This is a genomic window from Vibrio sp. 10N.222.46.A1 (assembly GCF_041473595.1).
Taxonomy (GTDB): Bacteria; Pseudomonadota; Gammaproteobacteria; order Enterobacterales; family Vibrionaceae; genus Vibrio; species Vibrio tasmaniensis_A.
This window is the reverse complement of sequence record NZ_JBFRSN010001673.1, coordinates 1-257: the sequence shown is the minus strand read 5'-3', so window position 1 is coordinate 257 and position 257 is coordinate 1. Positions and strand designations below refer to the sequence as shown.

The window sequence follows — 257 nt, the reverse complement described above, 5'->3', positions numbered from 1 at the left end:
CATCAATGGTGTCAATGACGCACCTGAAGCGACCAGTTTCACGGTCGTTAATGATGAGGACGCGATTATACCTATCCTCTTCGATTCTGAAGATGGCGGCATGCCAGATTACATCTCAGATATAGAAGATGATCATGACGACATTCCACTTAATATTCGGATAGAAAGTTTGCCAACCAACGGCAGCCTTTTGTATACCGATGAAAATGGCGTCACGAGAGAAATTGTGCAGTCTGACGTCGACAACGGTGTGTTGT

At 45.1% G+C, this 257-nt stretch carries 1 protein-coding gene; it reads left to right on the top strand.

Features of this window, described 5'->3' with window-relative positions; translation table 11 throughout:
- Positions 1 to 257, top strand: a 257-nt coding sequence (locus AB4496_RS28795; RefSeq protein ID WP_372133528.1) for a hypothetical protein, incomplete at both ends; no start/stop codon positions are given.